12 protein-coding genes and 1 pseudogene are annotated in these 15,379 nt (G+C 73.5%); 8 read left to right on the forward strand and 5 right to left on the reverse strand.

The features are described 5' to 3' along the window. Positions 1 to 52: 52 nt before the first annotated feature. From M8C17_RS15990 to M8C17_RS16000, 3 genes are all read right to left on the reverse strand, one after another. A complete protein-coding gene (locus M8C17_RS15990; RefSeq protein WP_252417256.1) occupies positions 53 to 1,069 on the reverse strand; it encodes an ABC transporter permease subunit in 1,017 nt (338 codons plus the stop codon). Next, entirely contained in the window at positions 1,066 to 2,076 is a 1,011-nt protein-coding gene (locus M8C17_RS15995) for an ABC transporter ATP-binding protein (RefSeq protein ID WP_256482782.1), read from the reverse strand. Before M8C17_RS15995 ends, M8C17_RS15990 begins: the two co-directional genes overlap by 4 nt. Before the next feature lie 120 nt (positions 2,077 to 2,196). Continuing rightward, entirely contained in the window at positions 2,197 to 2,982 is a 786-nt protein-coding gene (locus M8C17_RS16000) for a DeoR/GlpR family DNA-binding transcription regulator (protein ID WP_252417257.1), read from the reverse strand. 200 nt (positions 2,983 to 3,182) lie between these two features. Between M8C17_RS16000 and M8C17_RS16005 the strand changes: the two genes are divergently transcribed. Genes M8C17_RS16005 through nagA form a run of 3 tightly spaced genes read left to right on the forward strand, consistent with a single transcriptional unit; the run spans position 3,183 to position 6,186 of the window. Next, entirely contained in the window at positions 3,183 to 4,112 is a 930-nt protein-coding gene (locus tag M8C17_RS16005) for an SIS domain-containing protein (RefSeq protein ID WP_252417258.1), read from the forward strand. Next, a complete protein-coding gene (locus M8C17_RS16010) occupies positions 4,109 to 5,080 on the forward strand; it encodes an ROK family protein (protein WP_308209441.1) in 972 nt (323 codons plus the stop codon). Before M8C17_RS16005 ends, M8C17_RS16010 begins: the two co-directional genes overlap by 4 nt. Then, positions 5,077 to 6,186 (forward strand): N-acetylglucosamine-6-phosphate deacetylase, encoded by a 1,110-nt coding sequence (gene nagA, locus M8C17_RS16015; RefSeq protein WP_252417259.1) that lies wholly within the window; start codon positions 5,077 to 5,079, stop codon positions 6,184 to 6,186. Before M8C17_RS16010 ends, nagA begins: the two co-directional genes overlap by 4 nt. Positions 6,187 to 6,602: 416 nt before the next feature. On the opposite strand, the gene M8C17_RS16020 is transcribed toward nagA, so the two are convergent. Further along, a complete protein-coding gene (locus tag M8C17_RS16020; RefSeq protein ID WP_374558480.1) occupies positions 6,603 to 7,814 on the reverse strand; it encodes a DUF4032 domain-containing protein in 1,212 nt (403 codons plus the stop codon). 132 nt (positions 7,815 to 7,946) lie between these two features. On the opposite strand from M8C17_RS16020, the gene M8C17_RS16025 reads away from it, so the two are divergent. Both M8C17_RS16025 and M8C17_RS16030 read left to right on the forward strand, forming a co-directional pair. Continuing rightward, positions 7,947 to 8,684, forward strand: a complete 738-nt coding sequence (locus M8C17_RS16025; protein WP_252417477.1) for a phosphatase PAP2 family protein — start codon at positions 7,947 to 7,949, stop codon at positions 8,682 to 8,684. A 10-nt stretch (positions 8,685 to 8,694) separates the two neighbouring features. After that, positions 8,695 to 9,933 (forward strand): APC family permease, encoded by a 1,239-nt coding sequence (locus M8C17_RS16030; protein ID WP_308209443.1) that lies wholly within the window; start codon positions 8,695 to 8,697, stop codon positions 9,931 to 9,933. Here the strand turns inward: M8C17_RS16030 and M8C17_RS16035 are convergent. Next, a pseudogene (locus M8C17_RS16035) lies at positions 9,856 to 11,823 on the reverse strand (TrkA family potassium uptake protein); the annotation flags it as partial. The gene M8C17_RS16030 and the pseudogene M8C17_RS16035 sit on opposite strands and share 78 nt — an antisense overlap. A 94-nt stretch (positions 11,824 to 11,917) precedes the next feature. Here M8C17_RS16035 and M8C17_RS16040 point away from each other — a divergent pair. The 3 genes from M8C17_RS16040 (at position 11,918) to M8C17_RS16050 (ending at position 15,296) form a co-directional block, all read left to right on the forward strand. Continuing rightward, positions 11,918 to 12,406 carry an MSMEG_6728 family protein gene (locus M8C17_RS16040; protein ID WP_252417261.1) on the forward strand — a complete coding sequence of 163 codons (489 nt, stop codon included), beginning with the start codon at positions 11,918 to 11,920 and terminating at the stop codon, positions 12,404 to 12,406. Positions 12,407 to 12,455: 49 nt separating this feature from the next. Further along, positions 12,456 to 14,018, forward strand: coding sequence for an FAD-dependent oxidoreductase (locus M8C17_RS16045; protein WP_252417262.1), 1,563 nt, complete (start codon positions 12,456 to 12,458; stop codon positions 14,016 to 14,018). A gap of 66 nt (positions 14,019 to 14,084) precedes the next feature. Continuing rightward, complete coding sequence (locus tag M8C17_RS16050) at positions 14,085 to 15,296, forward strand: hypothetical protein (RefSeq protein WP_252417263.1); 1,212 nt, start codon at positions 14,085 to 14,087, stop codon at positions 15,294 to 15,296. The last annotated feature ends 83 nt before the right edge of the window (positions 15,297 to 15,379 follow it).

Raw genomic sequence — 15,379 nt, forward strand, 5'->3', positions numbered from 1 at the left:
CCCCGCACCGCCGGGAACCCCGACGGCCGGGCCGGCCGCGCCGCACCACCGGTCAGGAGATGTCGCGTCGGCGGATCGCCCAGAGAGCGGCGCCGAGGATCACCACCAGGCCGACAGAGAGGAGCACGGAGGACTGCTGCCAGGTGATGTCCAGCGTGTCCGGCTTGCACTCCCCGTAGTAGTTGGCGTTGCAGGAGTTCCAGTCCTGCAACGTGATCTTCTTTTGCATCCAGGCGGCCGCGTACGTGGGCAGCAGCCACGCCTCGGTGAACCGGACGCTCGCCATCGACAGCAGGATGCCCAGGCCGAACTGGCCGACCACCATCACCGCCACCACGCCGCCGAGTGCCATCGCCGTGTGCCGGCCCAGCGAGGCCAGCGCGAAGCCGATGGTGGTGAGCACCAGCACCAGCACGACGCCGCGCAGCCCGGTGAGGGCGGACGACTGCCAGGCTCCGGCGGTCATCTTCTCGGTGCTGCCCCGGAACGAGGCGACCGCCCAGAACCCGGCGAACCAGAGCACCGCCGCGGGCAGCGTCACCGCCAGCATGCCGGTGAGCAGCGCGGCCAGCTTGGTGAGCAGCACGGTGAGCCGCTTCGGCCGCCAGAGCAGCAGGTTCATCATGCCGCCGGTGCTCCACTCGGCACCGACGAAGGACGCACCGACCACGAACCCGACCAGGGCGAGGATCGCGGCGAACGGGATCAGCGTCTCGTCGAACGTCTCCCGGAAGTTGAACGTGGAGGGCAGGAACCAGTCCGCCTGGATCTGCTCGCGGGGCGGCGGTGTGATCACCGAGCAGTCGTCGGGGTACCGGCCGTCGGTCGCCGTACCGGCGGTCTTGGCCTGCTCACACGCTGCGCGTTCCTGCTCGCTCCAGCGCACCTGCTCCTGGTAGCTCTGCTCGGCCTGGCGCTCGGCCTGGGCCATCTGATCGGCGCCGATCTTCTGGTTGGTGAAGAACACCCCGATCACCACGGCGGCCAGCACCAGCAGGCCGAGCAGGGACATGTAGCGGGTGAAGCGCCGCTTCGCCAGCCGACGCAGCTCCGTACGATAGAGGCTCACGCGCCCCACCCTCCTCCGGTGGCGCCGGGCTGCCCCGTCCCACCGACCTTCGTGGACTCGTCGACCTGCCGGTGCTGCCCCGGTACCGGCGCGGTGGCGGTCAGTTCGAGGAAGACGCTCTCCAGGTCGACGGCGATCGGGGCCAGCTCGCTGACGTAGAGGTTCTGCTCGGCAAGCAGCCGGGTGATCATGGCCGGCTTGTCGACGCCGGCCAGCATCAGGTGGTCCGGGTGACCGGTGACCCGGATCCCGGCCCGGGTGAGCGCCTCGGTGGCCGTCGGCAGGTCGCTGACCGCCTCCAGCCGGACCCGGACGGCGCCGGAGGAGTGCTGCGCGAGCACCTCGTCGACCGGGCCGAAGGCGACCCGCCGGCCCAGCGAGATGATGGTGACCGAGTCGCAGATCAGCTGGATCTCGCCGAGGATGTGGCTGGACAGCACCACGGTCATCCCGGATTCGGCGAGCGTCCGCATCAGCGTGCGCATCTCCCGGATGCCGCCCGGGTCGAGGCCGTTGGCCGGCTCGTCGAGGATGAGCAGCTTCGGGTTCTTCAGCAGGGCGGAGGCGACGGCGAGCCGCTGCTTCATGCCCAACGAGTACGTCTTGACCCGCTCGCCGGCCCGGTCGCGCAGCCCGACGAGCTCCAGCACCTCGTCGACCCGGGTGGCCGGCACCTCACCGGCACCGGCCAGCAGGGACAGCGTGTCCCGTGCCGAGAAGTGCGGGAAGAACTGCGGGCTCTCCACGATCGCGCCGACCTGACCGGCGACGGTGGGCAGCGCGGCGGGCACCTCGTGCCCGAGCAGCGTCATCCGGCCGCCGTCGGGACGGATCAGGCCGAGCAGGGTACGCAGCGTGGTGGTCTTGCCGGACCCGTTGGGGCCCAGGAAGCCGTGCACCTGCCCTGCGTCGACCCGCATGTCGAAACCGTCGAGCGCGTTGCGGGTGCCGCGTCGACGACTCTTGTACGTCTTACGTAGACCTTCGATCTCCAGGACAGCTGGCAAGCTGCACCTCCCCCGATGATGGGCGTGACAGGCGACACCATACGCGGTATGCAGCCGCGCGCAATACCGGGTATGCATCGACGCGCCGAACGAGGTCGTTGATCTACGGAGAGTGACCGGTCAGGCGCAGACGACCTGCACACCGGCGGCGCGGAACGCCTCCACCACCGCCGGGGCGGCGCCGGAGTCGGTCACCAGCGTCTCGACCCGCTCGACCGGGCAGATCCGGGCGAAGGCGTGACCGCCCAACTTGGACGAGTCCGCGATGATCACCACCCGCTTGGCGCGGGCCACCATCAGGTTGTTCATGGCCGCCTCGCCCTCGTGGTGGGCGGCGGCGCCGAGCTGCGGGTCGATCGCGTCCACGCCGAGCAGCGCGACGTCCAGGGTGACCTCACGCAGCAGCGCTCCGCCCAGCGGACCGACCAGCTCGAACGACTTGGGGCGCACCACCCCGCCGGCCACCACGACCTTCATCCGGGACCGGACGAGCAACTCGTTGGCGATGTTCAGCGCGTTGGTCACCACGGTCAGCTGGGCACCCTCGGCGCTGGTGTTCAGGTCCGGCCGGACGGCCAGCGCCCGGGCCACCTCGGTGCTGGTGGTGCCACCGTTGAGGCCGACCACGGTGCCGGGCGTGACGAGCGCGGCGGCGGCGGCGCCGATCCGCTGCTTCTCCGCTGAGTGCTTCGCCGTCTTGTAGCGCAGCGGCAGGTCGTAGGAGACCCCGTTGGCCACCGCGCCGCCCCGGGTCCTGGTGATCATCTGCTGCTGGGCGAGCTGGTCGAAGTCACGGCGGATGGTGGCCTGGGAAACGTCCAGCCGCTCGGCGGCCGCCTCGACGCTGACCCGACCGTTGTCGGTCAGCATTTCGAGCAGGGCGTTCCATCTGGCGTACCGGTCCACCTCGGGGGTCCTCCCAGTGACTGCACGGACGGTGATTGATTGCGTGCACACTAGTGCGCGAAACTAGGCTGGCGCAAAAGACCGGCCTGCGCGATCGGCCGGTCGGTTGCCACGGCCACCCGGGTTCGCGCAGAATGACGCGCGAAATACGGGTGTAACGAGCCGTATTGCGCACCGGTCGGCCCTGCGAGGAGTTTCCCATGGCGTACGTGGACGCGGAGATCGCGAGCCAACCCGACTGCTGGCGGGAGGCGGCCGACCTGGCCGGCGTCGTCCGTGGCGACCTGCCCCGCCCCGGCGAGCGGGTCGCCGTCGTCGGCTGCGGCACGTCGTGGTTCATGGCGATGGCGTACGCGGCCCGCCGCGAGCAGGCCGGCCAGGGCGAGACCGACGCGTTCCAGGCGTCCGAGTTCCCCGCCGGCCGCCGCTACGACCGGCTGATCGCGATCACCCGCTCCGGCACCACCACCGAGGTGCTGGAGCTGCTCACCGCGCTGCGCGGTCTCGTGCCCAGCACCGTCATCGTCGGCGACCCGGCGTCCCCGGCGGTCGACCTGGCCAGCGCCGCGGTGACCATGCCCTTCGCCGACGAGCGGTCGGTGGTGCAGACCCGCTTCGCGACGACCGCGCTGGCCCTGCTCCGCGCCCACCTCGGCGACCCGGTGCCCGCTCTCGCCGCCGACGCGGAGGTGGCCGTCCGCGCCCCGCTGCCGATCGATCCGGCCACCATCGAGCAGGTCACCTTCCTCGGTCGCGGGTGGACGGTCGGGCTGGCCCAGGAGGCCGCGCTGAAGTGCCGCGAGGCGGCCACCTTCTGGGCCGAGGCGTACCCGGCGATGGACTACCGGCACGGCCCCATCTCGATCGCCGCGCCCGGCCGCCTGGTCTGGGCGTTCGGTGAGCTGCCCGACGGGCTGCCCGAGGACGTGGCCGCCACCGGCGCGGCCTTCGTGCACAGCCGCACGCACGGCTGCCGCACCGTGCTGGGCAGCTGGGCCGCCGGCCGCACGCCCGTCGACCCGATGGCCGACCTGATCCTCGCCCAGCGCTTCGCGGTGGCGCTGGCGACCAGCCGGGGCCTCGACCCGGACGCCCCCCGGCACCTGACCCGGTCGGTGGTGCTGGCGTGAGCGACGGCGACGCTGTGGCCACCGACCGTGTGGTCGTCGCACTGGACGTCGGCGGCACCGGCATGAAGTGCGCCCTGGTCCGGCCGGACGGCGTCGTGGTCCGCTCCGAGCGGCACCCCACCGACGCCGCGCGCGGACCGGCCGCCGTGGTCGGCACCATCCTGGACATCGCCGAAGCGCTGGCCGGCAAGGCCCGCGCCGACGGGCTCACCCCGGTCGCCCTGGGCATCGCCGTGCCCGGGGTCGTGGACGAGGCGCGCGGCGTCGCGGTCTGGTCGGCGAACGTGGGCTTCCGGGACGTACCCCTGCGGGACCTGGCGGTGCGGCGGCTCGGCCTGCCCACGGCGCTCGCCCACGACGTACGGGTCGGCGGCCTCGCCGAGGCCCGGCTCGGCGCCGGTCGCGGCACCGGGCACGTGCTCTTCGTGGCGATCGGCACCGGCATCGCCGCCGCGCACGTGGTCGACGGCACGGCCGCCGTCGGCGCGCACGGCGCCGCCGGGGAGATCGGCCACATCCTGGTACGTCCCGACGGCCCGCGCTGCGGCTGCGGACGGCCCGGCTGCCTGGAGGCGGTCGCCTCGGCTGCCGCGATCGGCCGCCGCTACGCCGAACTGGCCGGTGGGACCCCCGACGGCCCGGTGACGGCGGCGGAGGTGGCCGAGCGGGCCGCGGCCGGCGAGCCTCTTGCCGGCCGGGTCTGGCAGGAGGCGGTCGAGGCGCTCGCCGACGGGCTGGCCTCCGGGCAGGCGCTCTTCGACGTGGCGACGATCGTGCTCGGCGGCGGCCTGGCCCAGGCCGGGGACCGGCTGCTCGTCCCACTGCGGGCCGCGATGCACGAACGGATGACCTTCCACCGGGAGCCGCGCCTGGTCGCGGCGGCCCTCGGCGACGAGGCCGGCTGCCTCGGCGCCGCCCTGCTCGCCCTGGACGCCGCGGGCGTCCTCGTCCCTCAGGAGAAGCGATGACCGTGCGGGTGAACGGCCGAGTGGTGACCCCGAACGGTGTCATCCGGCAGGGCTGCGTCGAGTGGGACGGCGACCGGATCACGGCGGTGGCCGAGTACCCGTCGGTGCGTGACGGGCACTGGATCCTGCCCGGCTTCGTCGACATGCACACGCACGGCGGCGGTGGGCACACCTTCACCACCGGCGACGCCGACCAGGCCCGCGCGGCGGCGGCCTTCCACCTCGGCCACGGCACCACCACCCTGCTGGCCAGCCTGGTCAGCGCGCCCTTCCCGCTGATGCGCGCGGCCACGGAGGCGTTCGCCCCGCTGGTCGACGAGGGTGTGCTGGCGGGCATCCACTTCGAGGGGCCGTACCTCTCCGCCGCCCGTTGCGGAGCGCAGAACCCGGAGTACCTGCGCGACCCGTCGACCGACGAGCTGACCGAACTGCTCGAGCTGGGCGGGGGCGCCATCCGGATGGTCACGCTCGCCCCCGAGCGGGACGGCGCCCTGGAGGCCATCAAGCTGCTCACCGCCCAGCGGGTGGTGGCCGCGGTGGGCCACACCGACGCCACGTACGACCAGACCCGCGCGGCGGTCGCCGCCGGCGCCAGCGTCGGCACCCACCTGTTCAACGGCATGCGGCCGGTGCACCACCGCGAGCCCGGCCCGGTGATCGCCCTGCTCGACGCACCCACCGTCGTCTGCGAGCTGGTGGCCGACGGGGTGCACCTGCACGACGGCACACTGACCTTCGCCACCGCGACCGCCGGCCCGGACCGGGCCGCTCTGATCACCGACGCGATGGCCGCCGCCGGCATGGCCGACGGGGAGTACGAGCTGGGCGGCCAGGCCGTCACGGTGGCCGACGGGGTGGCCCGGCTGGCCCGCGACGGCGCGATCGCCGGCAGCACCCTGACCATGGACGCCGCTCTGCGGCACGCCGTGGACGCGGGGATCCCGATCGCCGACGCGGCCCGGATGGTGGCCACGACCCCGGCCCGCGCCATCGGCCTGGGCGACCGGGTCGGCTCCGTTCAGGTCGGCCTCCGCGCCGACCTGGTGGTGCTCGACGATGACCTGAACGTGGTCCGGGTGCTCCGCGCCGGCTCCTGGATGGAGTGACATCCGTTCGCTGGTTCGAGCCGGCGGGTCCTGCGGCGCCGATCCCCGGCCGAGCACACCGCGGCCTGGCCGGCCTGGGTTGCACCCCCGGGCCCCTTTGGAGCTGAATCGCTTGTGACATCGCGCCGTCCGGCGGTGAGCTCCGGCGCCCGAAGGACGACTGGGGGGTGCCGCAGTCCGAGCGGCGGGCCAGACCGGACGGCCACCGGCTCGACGGCGACGGCCGACGGCTCGACGGCGACGGCCGACGGCTCGACGGCGACGGCCGACGGACCGATTGGCCCGACGTTGACGAGTGCGGTGCGCTGAATCGTTTGCGACATCAGCTCCAAAGGCAGCAGCCGCACCTACCCAGGGGGTCGGGAGGGCGGCGGGCGCAGGGCGCGCCGGCCCGGGCAGGCACCGCGACGCCCGGGTCAGCCGGCGGTGGGGACCTCGACGCCGAGCACGGCCTGCTCGTCGGGGCGGTGCACCAGCACGTCGGCCAGGTACGAGTGGACCGCGTGACGCATGCCGACGTCGCGGCCGGCCCGCTCGGAGAGCAGCCACTTGTGCTCGATGATCTGCGCGAACAACTCCTGCGGCTCCAGCTTGCGGCGCAGGTGCGCGGGAACGGCCCGGACCACCGGCTCGAAGACCTCGGTGAGCCAGCGGTGCGCCGCCTGCTGCTCGTCGGTCAGGTCGCTCTCGGCCCGGTACGCGTCCAGGTCGTTGAGCAGCTTGCGGGCCTGGTTCTCCTCGGCGTCCAGGCCGGTCAGCCGCAGCAACCGCCGGGTGTGGTAGCCGGCGTCGACCACCTTCGGCCGGATCAGGTAACGCCCGTTGTCGATGGTCGACATGGCCACCTCGGCCACGTCGAAGCCCAGGTCGTTGAGGCGGCGGATCCGGCCCTCGATGTCGTGCCGGGCCTCCCGCTCGACCGCCTGCTCGTAGGTGATCTCGTGCCAGAGCCGCTCGTAGCGCTGCACGACCTCCTCGCAGACCACCTCCGGGTCGATGGACTCGTGCAGCAGGCCGGCGGCCTGCAGGTCCAGCGCCTCACCGAAGATGTTGACCCGCGCGATCTCCAGGTCCTCGCCGCGCTGGCCGTTGGAGAGCGAGTTGTGCAACGCGCCCGTCTCGGCGTCCACCAGGTACGCGGCGAAGGCGCCGGCATCCCGTCGGAACAGCGTGTTGGACAGCGAGCAGTCGCCCCAGAAGAAGCCGGTCAGGTGCATCCGCACGATCAACGCGGCCAGCGCGTCGAGCAGCCGGCTCATCGTCTCCGGTCGCAGGGTGTGCGAGAAGAGCGCCCGGTAGGGCAGCGAGAACTGCAGGTGCCGGGTGATCAGCACCGATTCGAGGGCTTCCCCGTCCTCGGTCTGCCGGTCGGCGACGACCGCCACCGCCTCGACCGACGGGAAGTCGATCCGCTCCAGGGCCCGGAGCAGGTCGTACTCCCGTTCGGCGATCCGCTCGCGGGTCTCCTTGAACGCGTAGACGTAGTCACCCAGCCGGACGAACCGGACGATGTGTCGGGAGATGCCCTGCGGCAGAGCCACCAGGTGCTGGGCAGGCCACTCCTCCAGCGGTGTCGACCAGGGCAGGTCGAGCAGCGCCGGGTCCACGAGGGCAGACGTGATCCGCACGGGCACAAGCATGACTGGTCGCCCCCCGCATCCGCCTCCCATCGTGGCTGGGCACACAACGCCGGACATCCCTGCCTCGACCGGGGCCGGTAGCGTGGTCCCGTGCTCAAAGCCACGGCGGTACGACGTGACCTGCGGCTACGGCCGGTCCGGCCGGCTGGCTGGTGGTTCGATGCCCTGCTGCTGGCGGTCCTGGTCGGGCTGACCGTGGCGCTCGCCGCGGACCAGCTCTTCGGGCTGGACCGGGCGGTGGCGGACTGGGCCGACGGGCACAGGCCCGCAGTCGCGTACTGGGTGGCCCGGGTGCTGAACCTGCTCGGCCAGGGCACCCCGCTCACCCTGATCGCCGCCGGGCTGGGCGTGCTGCTGGCCGTCCGGCTCCGGTCGGTGCGTCCGATCCTGCCGCCCGTGGGCGGGTTCGTGCTGACCTATCTGACCATCGGCCCACTCAAGGTGTGGACCGCCCGGGCGGCGCCGAGCGCGAGCGTCAAGGAGCCCTTCCTGCCGCCCGAGCAGACGCTGCCGCTGTTCCACGACGACCTGCCCGTCCGTTTCGCCCAGTCCTACCCGTCGGGGCACGTCGCCAACGCGATCGTCTGGTACGGCGTCATCGCGCTGCTGCTCGCCCCGCTGGCGCGCAGCTTCGGCCGGCAACTGCCGGCCCGGCTGGTCACCGTGGTCCGGGTGGTGCCACCCCTGGTGGTGCTCACCACCACCACCTACCTGGGCTGGCACTGGTTGACCGACTCGGTGGCCGGGCTGCTGCTCGGGCTGTTGCTGGACCGGCTGCTGCACCGGATGCCGTGGGACGACCTGCCGCTACCCGGCCGGCTCCGTGAATGGGACCGGCCGTTCACCTCGTCCCCCTAGGGTGCGGCGTGTGAACCAACTGGCTCGGCGGCTCGGCGTACCCGATGCGGTGATCATCGGTCTGGGCTCGATGCTCGGCGCGGGCGTCTTCGTGGTCTTCGGCCCCGCCGCCGCGGCGGCCGGCGGTGCCGGCCTGCTGCCCGCCCTGGTGCTGGCCGGCTTCATCGCGTACTGCAACGCGACCAGTTCGGCCCGGCTGGCGGCCCGCTACCCGGAATCCGGCGGCACCTACGTCTACGGGCGCGAGCGCCTCGGACCGTTCGCCGGCTTCCTCGCCGGCTGGGGCTTCGTGGTGGGCAAGACCGCGAGCTGCGCGGCGATGGCCCTGACCATCGGGGCGTACCTGTGGCCGGGTCAGGCCCGGCTGGTCGCGGTCGGCGCGGTGCTCGCGGTGACCGCGGTGAACCTGCGCGGCATCGGCAAGACGGTCACCGTGACCAGGGGCCTGGTCGCGCTGGTGCTCGCGGTGCTGGCCCTGGTCGCGGTCGTCGGCGTCGCCGGTGGCGACCTGAGCCTGGACCGGCTCGGCGACCCGGGTGGCTCCGGCCGGGGCGTGCTCACCGCCGCCGGGCTGCTCTTCTTCGCCTTCGCCGGGTACGCCCGGATCGCCACCCTCGGCGAGGAGGTCCGCGATCCGCAACGGACCATCCCCCGCGCGGTACCGCTGGCGCTCGGCGTGGTGCTCGCGATCTACCTGGTGCTGGCCGTGGTCACGCTCGGCGTACTGGGCGCCGACCGGCTGGCCGGTTCCGCCGCGCCCCTGGTCGACGTGGTGACCGTCGCCGGGCAACCCGGCCTGGCCTGGGTGGTCCGCGCCGGGGCCACGATCGCGGTGATCGGGGTGCTGCTGTCCCTGGTCGCCGGGGTCGGCCGGACCACGCTGGCGATGGCCCGCCGCCGCGACCTGCCGGGCGCGCTGGCCGCCGTGCACCCGGTGTACCAGGTGCCGCACCGTGCCGAGGTGGCGGTGGCCGCCGTGGTGATCGTGGTGGTGCTGCTCGGCGATGTGCGGGACGCCATCGGCTTCTCCAGTTGCACGGTGCTCGTCTACTACGCGATCACCAACGCGGCGGCGCTGACACTGGGCCGGGAGTCGGGGCGGAGACTACCGGTTCAGGTGCTCGCCGGGCTGGGGCTGGCCGGTTGCCTCCTGTTGGCGGTCAACCTGCCACTCGGCAGCGTCCTCGCGGGCTTCGGCGTGCTCGCCGTCGGCGCTGCCTGGCACCTCCTGCGGCAGCGGGCTCGGTGACGGCACCGGAGTCCGCACCGGATGAGCCGCGCCGGGAGCGGAGGCGGCGACCTCCCAGTCCGCCGGCACCGGCCTCGGCACCGTCGGCGGCTCACCGAGGACGGCCCCGGCCGGCCGGGGCACCGAGCCGGTACGGGCGGGCGGGGCGCACTGCCTGGTCAGCCAGTCCAACCCGCGCCGGCGGGCGACCACGGTGAGCCGGTCGCCCGCGAAGATCACCTGTCGGGGGTCGAGGTCCTTCCACCAGATGGTCCTGGCGCCGCCGGCCGGGGTCCGGGCGATCAGGCGGACCTGCCCGTCCCGGTTGACCACGTCGAGCGGCCGGCCGTCCAGCTCGGAGCCGGGGGCGACCGGCACCTCGGCGACCGGCAGCGCGTGCCGGTCGACGGGGATGGTGGTGATCACGGCGCGTTCGGTGAGGGCTCCGATGAAGGCCGGGGCCGCGAGGTAGGACACCGAGCGGGACACTCCGAGGGCGAAGGTCTCCTCCACCCGTTCGGCGAAGTCACCGTCGAAGAGCCGCAGCACCACCCGCAGGTCGTCGCGGAGGTCCCGGGCGGCCAACGCCGCCTCCAGGTTGGCCACGTCGTCGGTCGACGCCACCACCAGCGCCTGGCAGTTCGCCACGGACGCCGCGGCCAGGGTCTCGGGCAGCGCCGCGTCCCCGACGATCAGCGGCACCTCCAACTGGCGGGCCAGGGTGGCGCCCCGCGGCTCCGGGTCCTTGTCGATCGCCACGACCTCGACGTCGTACTCGCGGAGCTGGGCCATCACCCGGGTGCCCACGTTGCCGAGGCCGACCACCACGAAGTGGCCCTCCCGGGAGGGCTGCAGCCGGCCGGTGTGCAGGGCCAGCCGCGCGTTGACGATGCCGTCCACCACGACCGCCGTGATCAGCGGGATCAGCGCCAACCCGGCCAGGTTGAGCACCACCTGCATGATCTGCGCGTCGGCCGCCTTGGCGGTGTCCGGGTCGGCGCCGCTGAGGGTGGTGACCAGCGTCAGGTAGAGCGCCTCGGCCGGGGAGACGCCCTCGGCCCTTGAGATCAACGCGCCGAGCACCGCGATCACCGCGAGCACCAGCATCACCGCGATGCCGATCTTGCGGGTGGCGAAGCCGCGTACCGCGCGCAGCAGCACCGCCATCGGACGGCGGCGCCGTCGCGCCCGGACCAGCCGGCGGGCGGCGACCTCCGTGCCCGGCGGCTGCCCGGTCGCCTCGGCCAGCACCAGGTCGGCGCCGGCCTGGTCGGCCGGCAACAGCTCCACCCCCTGCTGCTCGGTGAAGTACGCCAGCGCGCAGACCACGTCCTGCGGCCGGACGTCGCCGAGCCGGGCCACCCGCAGCGTCTTGTCCCGGTGCTGGAAGGAACTCGGGTCGACCTCGCCGAGCGCGGCGGCCACGAACGCCGGCGCGGCCATCTCGGCGTCGGAGAGGACCTCGACCGGCGCCTTGAGCAGCTTGCGCACGCCGTCGGCGAGCGTGCCGTTGAACATCCGCAGCACCTGACGGACCCGCTGGTCGACGGCCTGCGCGCAGAGCGCCGCGTGCAGGTTGCCGACATCGTCCTGGTGCAGCAGGGCCAACCCCGTCGCACCGGCCAGCCCGGCGGCCTCGAAGGTCGCCACGTCCAGCCGGTCCGAACGGACCACCCGGACCCCGCGCAGCCCGGCCACGTCCGGCCCGTTGCTGCGGTAACGCTCCGGCACCACCACGGTCACCCGCGCCCCGCCGGCCGGCAGGTCGGATTCGAGCATCGCCCGGGCCACGTAGTAGGCGAGCGCATCCCGACCGCAGATCACGTAGTGGGGTCGCGGGTCACCGGCGGAGCGCAGCCGCCAGTTCCACTCGACCGCCCGTCGCGCCCGGTCCCGCCACGGCTCCGCCATGCCCGGATCGTAGTCAGCACCACCACGGTGGGCGACCCCGTCCGGATCATCCCCGGCCAGGCATGCCACCCCGGGCGGCGGGTAGAGCAGCGGCATGCAGACCTTCCTCCCGTACCCGGACTTCCTGGCCAGCGCCCGGACGCTGGACCAGAAGCGGCTGGGCAAGCAGCGGGTGGAGGCCATCCAGGTGCTGCGCGGGCTCACCCGGCCGGGGTACGGCTGGCGCAACCACCCGGCGGTGAAGATGTGGGCCGGGTACGAGGAGGCGCTGACCCGCTACGGGCTGGACATGTGCGCGGTCTGGACCGAGCCGGGGCGGGCCGACACCTGCGCCGCCACGATGACCATCGACCTCGCCGCGGCCTGCGGAGCCGGCGTCGTGCGTACCCAGACCGAGCTGGCCGAGGCCGGCGAGCTGCCGCCCTGGCTGGGCCGCGACGACCTGCACCTGAGCCACCGGTCGTCGCTGCTGCGCAAGGACCCCGGGCACTACCGCCCGATCTTCGGCGACGACGTCCCGGAGGACCTGGAGTACGTCTGGCCCGCCTCCGACCGGGCCCGCCGCTGCCTACCGCTCGACTGACCGGCCGGTGCGGCAGACTGGAGACTCCGTCAGCCCTGGGGAGATGCTCATGGCACTGTCGCAAGTGGTGGGGCGGCTCATCGGCGTACGGCAGCACCAGGTGGACCCGGGCGGCGGTGGCGCCGACCGCGTGCCGGGACCGGTCGCGGCGGTGGTGGTGGGTGGCGGCATCGCCGGCATGTCGGCGGCCGTGGTGCTGGCCGAGCGCGGCGTGGCGGTGACGGTGCTGGAGGCCGCGCCCACCCTCGGCGGCCGGCTGGGCGCCTGGCCGGAGACCCTCGCCGACGGCACCCAGCAGAACGAGCACGGCTTCCACGCGTTCTTCCGGCAGTACTACAACTGGCGGTCGATCCTGCGCCGGATCGACCCCGATCTGGGCTTCCTCACGGCGATCCCCGGCTACCCGATCCTCAGTGCACAGTGGCCGACCGAGGAGTTCGGCAAGCTGCCGCCCGCACCGCCGGCGAACCTGCTCGCGCTGCTGCTGCGCAGCCCCAGCCTGCGCCTGGCTGACCTGAGGTCGATGGACCGGGACGCCGCGCTGCCGCTGCTCACCTACGACCCGGTCCGCACCTACGCCGAGCTGGACGACCGCACCGCCGACGAGCTGCTGGCCTCGCTGCGGCTGCCGGACCGCGCCCGGGCGATGCTGTTCGAGGTCTTCTCACACTCGTTCTTCAACCACGAGGCGGAGATGTCGGCCGCCGAGATGGTCGCCCAGTTCCACTTCTACCTGCTCGGCAACCCGGAGGGGCTGGCCTTCGACTGCCCCGACGAGGACTACGGCTCGGCCATCTGGGAGCCGCTGACCCGGCACGTGGAGAAGCACGGCGGCACGGTGCTCACCGGGGCCGCCGCGACCGGGGTGCACCGTGACGGCGGCGGCTGGCGGGTGACGACCGCTGACGGCGGCAGCCACCCGGCGGGCCATGTGGTGCTGGCCGTGGATCCACCGGCGCTCGCCGCGCTGGTCGGGGCATCCCCCGACCTGGCCGCGCACGCACCGGAGCTGGTCGCGCGGATGCCCGCCTTCGGCACGCCCGGGCCGCCGTACGCGGTGGCGCGGTACTGGTGCGACGGGGACGTGGCCGCCGAGCGGGCGGTGTTCAGCGGGGTGTCGAGGCAGCCCACGCTGGATTCGGTGACGCTCTACCACCGGCTGGAGAACGAGTCACGGCGCTGGGCGCGGCGGACCGGCGGGTCGGTCGTCGAGTTGCACGCGTACGCCTGTGAGCCGGGGTTGCCGGCGGAGGAGCTGGCCGAGCGGATGCGCCGCGAGCTGGTGACGCTCTGGCCGGAGGCCGCCGGCCTGCGGGTGCGCGAGCTGCGGGCGCGGGTGGAGGCGCAGGCGCCGGCGTTCACCCCGGGCAGCCACGCCTGGCGACCGGGGGTACGCACCGACGCGAGCGGCCTCTACCTGGCCGGGGACGGGATCGCCACGGACTTCCCGAGCGCCCTGATGGAACGCTCCGCGGCGACCGGCATCATCGCCGCGAACCACATCCTGCGTGCCGAGGGCGGCGCGGCCGAGCCGGTGCGCTCGATCCGGCCTCGGGGCCTGCTGGCCGGGCGGGGCCGACCTCACCACGAAAAACCATCAAAACTGCCATAAGGGACAATACGCTGCCGTACGCTCGGTTGATCATCCGTCGATCGACCGGGCGGGAGGCAGCGGGAGATGTCGCCACTGCACCGCGCCGGCGCGCAGAGCGGGCCACCGGTCGAGGAGATCGGCCGGGACGACGCGTACCCCCTGATCCGCGACGAGCGCGCCTGCATCGTCACCGCCCTGCGGCTGGGCTGGTGGATGGCGGACGCGTACCACCACGGCCAGCACGCCGAACTCGGCCTAGCCGCCGACGCCCGTTCGCCCGGCCCACCGGCCAAGCTCTCCAACTTCACCGAGATGTCCGCGCCCCGGCGGATGCGGATGTACCTCGACGGAGTGGACGTCGCGCTGGGCCAGATCGCCGAGCTGACCCGGCACACCGGGCCACTGCCGGACACCTCGGCCTCCCGGGAACGACTACCCGACCTGGACCGACCCGGCCCCGCCGACCCGGGCCCGCTGCTGCTCGCCCTCGACGACCTCAACATGGAGGTCCTGCGCTGGGCGATGGCCACCAACCACCGGATCGGGCTCGCCTACCGGCTCGGCCGGTCGCTGGCCGACACCGTCCGATCCGGTGACGCCGCCCAACTGGCGCGGCGCTTCGGCGGGCGGCAGATCGAGATCAGCCGGTGGCTGGAGGAGCTGGCCAGTGTCCTGCCGCCGTACTCCGCGGCGGTGGTGCGCCGCTCGCTGACCACCTGGGCGACCGCCGTGGAGAAGGCGGGCCGGGGCGACCCGACCGAACCCGCCCTCGCCGAGCTGGCCCGGGAGCTGCGCAACCAGGGCGACCTGTGGCGTGGCGTGCTCACCGGCGGCCTGCATCCGCGCGACCTGCTCGACGAGGAGGACTACGCGGTGGTCGCCCGGAACCTGATCATCCGAGATCGCCGGTTGGTGGCGCAGGCGGCCCGGGGCATCTTCTGGCCGGTGCTGGTGCCCCTGCTGGTGGTGCTCTTCGCGGTGGTCGGGGTGAGTGCCGCCGCGGCGTCCGGCTCGCCGGCGACCCGAGCCACCGTCGCCCTGCTGGGACTCGGTGCCGGGCTGGCCGCCATCTGGCGGTCGGTCTCCGGGCCCGCTCTGGCGGTCGCCGGCGAGGTCAACCGGCCGCTGCTGGACAGCGAACTCGCCGCGCGGATGGCCGTGCGGGTGGACCGCCCGCTGGCCACCGCCCGGCAGGCGGCCGGAACCACCAGCCGGAGGAGCCGTCAGCGCCGCCCGGACGAGCCGGACGGGCGATCGAAATACGTTGCCCACCTCTCCGGTGCGGACCTACCGTGAGCGCGCAAGGTCAACCACCGCCGCGGGAGCAGATCATGACGATGTCGCACGTCACCACCGTGCCATCTGTGCTGCCCGGCGAC

Origin of the sequence: Micromonospora sp. RHAY321 (assembly GCF_023896955.1) — a bacterium.
Classification (GTDB): Bacteria; Actinomycetota; Actinomycetes; order Mycobacteriales; family Micromonosporaceae; genus Micromonospora.

Excerpts from the sequence above, each read along its gene's own strand:
- M8C17_RS16005 (WP_252417258.1), top strand. The coding sequence starts at position 3,183 with ATGGCGTACGTGGACGCGGAGATCGCGAGCCAACCCGACTGCTGGCGG.
- nagA (WP_252417259.1), top strand. The coding sequence starts at position 5,077 with ATGACCGTGCGGGTGAACGGCCGAGTGGTGACCCCGAACGGTGTCATC.
- M8C17_RS16040 (WP_252417261.1), top strand. The coding sequence starts at position 11,918 with ATGCAGACCTTCCTCCCGTACCCGGACTTCCTGGCCAGCGCCCGGACG.
- M8C17_RS16045 (WP_252417262.1), top strand. The coding sequence starts at position 12,456 with ATGGCACTGTCGCAAGTGGTGGGGCGGCTCATCGGCGTACGGCAGCAC.
- M8C17_RS16050 (WP_252417263.1), top strand. The coding sequence starts at position 14,085 with ATGTCGCCACTGCACCGCGCCGGCGCGCAGAGCGGGCCACCGGTCGAG.